Origin of the sequence: Bradyrhizobium sp. 139 (genome assembly GCF_023074175.1) — a bacterium.
Lineage (GTDB): Bacteria > Pseudomonadota > Alphaproteobacteria > Rhizobiales > Xanthobacteraceae > Bradyrhizobium.
The window spans coordinates 1-2,957 of record NZ_JADPKS010000043.1; the positions used below are offsets into that span (position 1 = coordinate 1).

The following is a 2,957-nucleotide window of genomic DNA, read 5'->3' on the forward strand; positions in this document are numbered from 1 at the left end:
CTTGCCTTCCAACCAAGCCGCGCGACGCGCGCCACAAATAGCGCCGTAGCTAGCGCGGCTTGGCTGGAAGGCTGCCCGGGGCCCGTTACCCCATCTACAGGATCGCGCTACACCCGAAAATGCTTCGATAGTTTGAGGCCCTGCGCCTGGTAGTTCGAGCCGATGCGCTGGCCGTACATCGCGTCGGGGCGTGCCAGCATCTTCTCGTAGACGAGGCGGCCGACGATCTGGCCATGCTCGAGGATGAACGGCACTTCGCGTGAACGCACTTCGAGCACGGCGTGCGATCCTAGCCCGCCGGCGCCGGCATAGCCGAAGCCGGGATCGAAGAAGCCCGCATAGTGCACGCGGAATTCGCCGACCAGCGGATCGAACGGCACCATCTCCGCGGCGTAGTCGGGCGGCACCTGCACGGCTTCCTTGGAAGCGAGGATGTAGAACTCGCCGGGATCGAGGATCAGGCTGCCGTCGGGGCGCGCCGACATCGGCTCCCAAAAGTCTTCGACCGCGTAGCCTGCGCGGCGATCGACATCGACCACGCCGGTGTGGCGCTTGGCGCGGTAGCCGACGAAGCCGCCGCTCTTCGCGCCGGAGAGATCAACGGACACCGCGACGCCGCCGGTGAGATCGGCGTCGTCGACATCGACGAGACGCTCGGTCGCGTGCAGCGCCTCGAGCTCGTCGATGTTGAGGATGGCATCGCCGGTGCGGAAGCGCACCTGGCTCAGGCGTGAGCCCTCGCTGACCAGCACCGGAAACGTCTTCGGGCTGATCTCGGCATAGAGCGGGCCGTGATAGCCGGCGCCGATCATGTCGAAGCGGCGGGTGCCGTCGGCGATGACGCGGGTGAAGACGTCGAGGCGGCCGGTTGAGCTTTTCGGGTTCGCGGCCGCGACGATCTCCGGCGGCAGCGCGAGGCTTTCGAGCAGCGGCACGATGTAGACGCAGTTGGTCTCCAGCACCGCGCCGTCGGCGAGGCTGAACTCATGCAGCTTCAACTCGTCGATGCGCTCGGCAACAGTCGCGCCAGGCCCGGGCAGGAAGCTGGCACGGACGCGATAGGCGATGTCGCCGAGGCGAAGGTCGAGGCTCGCCGGCTGGATCTGGCTTTCGACGAAGTCGTAGGCGGGCAGGATGAGGCCCGCTTCCGCCATCGCCGCGATCATGCGGTCGGGCAGGATACCGTTGGCGTCGGCGGCGACCGTGAACGTCAACCGGGGGTCCTCATCAGGGATCGAGTGCATCCGGACATGCGGGAAATACTAGCCTTTTACGGCTATCCGATGGACGTCTTGACGGAAAGAGCATTGCGGAATATGAGCATGACTTATCCCGTGGTGATTTGAGCCGGCCGGCTTGCAGCCACGTTAAATAAATCGCTAAACAGGCCGGGGACCTCTGTGATCCCGGCCCGTGGAGATATCCAGGCCGGTTTTTTTGTGACCATTTTCATGAATGGTCATGTTGGAGAGGTCCTATGTCGAAGTCCCCGGCGTCCACCGCACACTACCGTCCCGAAACCCGTCTGGTCCATTCCGGCACCCTGCGCTCGCAATATGGCGAGACGTCGGAGTCGCTGTTCCTGACCCAGGGCTATATCTACAACAGCGCCGAAGAGTGCGAGGCGCGGTTCAAGGGCGAGGACCCCGGCTTTATCTATTCGCGCTACTCCAACCCGACAATCGCGATGTTCGAGCGCCGCATGATCGAGCTCGAAGGCGCCGAAGCCGCTCGCTCCGCGGCAACCGGCATGGCCGCGGTGACAACCGCAATCCTGGCGCCGCTGAAGGCCGGCGATCACGTCGTGGCTTCGCGCGCGCTGTTCGGCTCGTGTCTCTACGTGGTGCAGGATTTGCTGCCGCGCTATGGCATCGAGACCACGCCGGTCGACGGCCTCGATCTCGACCAATGGCAGCGCGCGCTGAAGCCGAACACCAAGACGTTCTTCCTGGAGAGCCCGACCAACCCGACGCTCGACGTGCTCGACATTCCCGGCATCGCCGAGATCGCGCACAAGGGCGGCGCGCGGCTGATCGTCGACAACGTGTTCGCCACACCGATCTGGCAGAGCCCGCTCGCGCTCGGCGCCGACGTGGTGGTCTATTCCGCGACCAAGCACATCGACGGCCAGGGCCGCTGTCTCGGCGGCATCATCCTGTCCTCGGAAGCCTTCATCGCCGAGCACATCCACAACTTCATGCGCCAGACCGGCCCGTCGATCTCGCCGTTCAACGCCTGGGTCCTGCTCAAGGGCCTGGAGACGCTCGGGGTGCGCGTGCGGGCGCAGACCGAGACGGCGGCCCGCATCGCGGACGTGCTGGCGAACCATCCGAAGATTTCGCGCCTGGTCTTTCCCGGCCGCGCCGATCACCCGCAGGCAGCATTGGTGAAGAAGCAGATGCGCGGCGGCTCGACGCTGGTCGGCTTCGAGGTCAAGGGCGGCAAGCAGGCCGCGTTCCGCGCGCTCAACGAGCTCAAGCTTGCGAAGATCTCGAACAATCTCGGCGATGCCAAGAGCCTCGTCACACATCCGGCGACCACGACGCACCAGCGCCTGAAGCCGGAAGACCGCGCCGCGCTCGGCATCAGCGAGGGCTTCATCCGCTTCTCGGCGGGGCTCGAGCATCCGGATGATTTGATCGAGGATCTGACCGCGGCGCTGGAGAAGGCGTAGCCACGCATTCGAGATCGTAGATTCCATGGGGCGGTGAGCGGGCTCTTTCCGATAGGTTTGGGTTTCCACACTCGAACCATCGGAGAGTTTGATGCAAGCATCGACCGAGAGCACGCCCACCGCCGGGCATATTGGCACAATTTTCGTTGCGATCGAACTGAGTCAAAAGACTTGGCTGGTGACACTGCACAGTCCGGATCGTGACCGGATCTCACGCCACAAGATTGAGGGCGGCGATCACGCCGGGCTGCTGGCCTTGCTCGAGAAGATCAAGGCGCGAGCG

2 protein-coding genes, 1 pseudogene and 1 riboswitch are annotated in these 2,957 nt (G+C 64.5%); of the genes and pseudogenes, 2 read left to right on the forward strand and 1 reads right to left on the reverse strand.

What is annotated here, in order from left to right; genetic code table 11:
- Window positions 1-107 precede the first annotated feature (107 nt).
- Window positions 108-1,214, reverse strand: coding sequence for a 2'-deoxycytidine 5'-triphosphate deaminase (locus tag IVA80_RS10925; RefSeq protein ID WP_247429030.1), 1,107 nt, complete (start codon window positions 1,212-1,214; stop codon window positions 108-110).
- Between the two features lie 110 nt (window positions 1,215-1,324).
- Window positions 1,325-1,404, forward strand: a riboswitch (SAM riboswitch).
- A gap of 73 nt (window positions 1,405-1,477) precedes the next feature.
- On the opposite strand from IVA80_RS10925, the gene IVA80_RS10930 reads away from it, so the two are divergent.
- Both IVA80_RS10930 and IVA80_RS10935 read left to right on the forward strand, forming a co-directional pair.
- Window positions 1,478-2,674, forward strand: coding sequence for an O-succinylhomoserine sulfhydrylase (locus tag IVA80_RS10930; RefSeq protein ID WP_247429033.1), 1,197 nt, complete (start codon window positions 1,478-1,480; stop codon window positions 2,672-2,674).
- A gap of 91 nt (window positions 2,675-2,765) precedes the next feature.
- Window positions 2,766-2,957: pseudogene (locus IVA80_RS10935) on the forward strand (IS110 family transposase); the annotation flags it as partial.

What these genes read in the sequence shown, in the direction of transcription:
- IVA80_RS10930 (WP_247429033.1), top strand. Translation starts at nt 1,478, where the DNA reads ATGTCGAAGTCCCCGGCGTCCACCGCACACTACCGTCCCGAAACCCGT.